Source organism: Lactobacillus taiwanensis DSM 21401, from assembly GCF_001436695.1.
In the GTDB taxonomy this organism is placed as follows: domain Bacteria; phylum Bacillota; class Bacilli; order Lactobacillales; family Lactobacillaceae; genus Lactobacillus; species Lactobacillus taiwanensis.
Window position 1 is genome coordinate 1 of sequence record NZ_AYZG01000032.1, and the last position, 250, is coordinate 250.

The following is a 250-nucleotide window of genomic DNA, read 5'->3' on the forward strand; positions in this document are numbered from 1 at the left end:
TGAGCGAAAGTTTAAGTAACTCAGTAAGCATGAGTGAAAGTTTGAGTAACTCAGTAAGCATGAGTGAAAGCCTAAGTAACTCAGTGTCAATGAGTGAAAGCTTATCTAACTCAGTAAGTATGAGCGAGAGCTTAAGCAACTCGGTATCAATGAGTGAGAGCTTAAGCAACTCAGTAAGTATGAGTGAGAGCTTGAGCAACTCAGTAAGTATGAGTGAAAGCTTGAGTAACTCAGTAAGCATGAGTGAAAG

General features: G+C 39.6%; 1 protein-coding gene. It reads right to left on the reverse strand.

Annotation, left to right across the window (positions count from 1 at the left end):
• Nucleotides 1-250 (reverse strand): hypothetical protein (locus FD18_RS09750; RefSeq protein ID WP_162257032.1); only part of this gene is annotated, 250 nt, incomplete at both ends.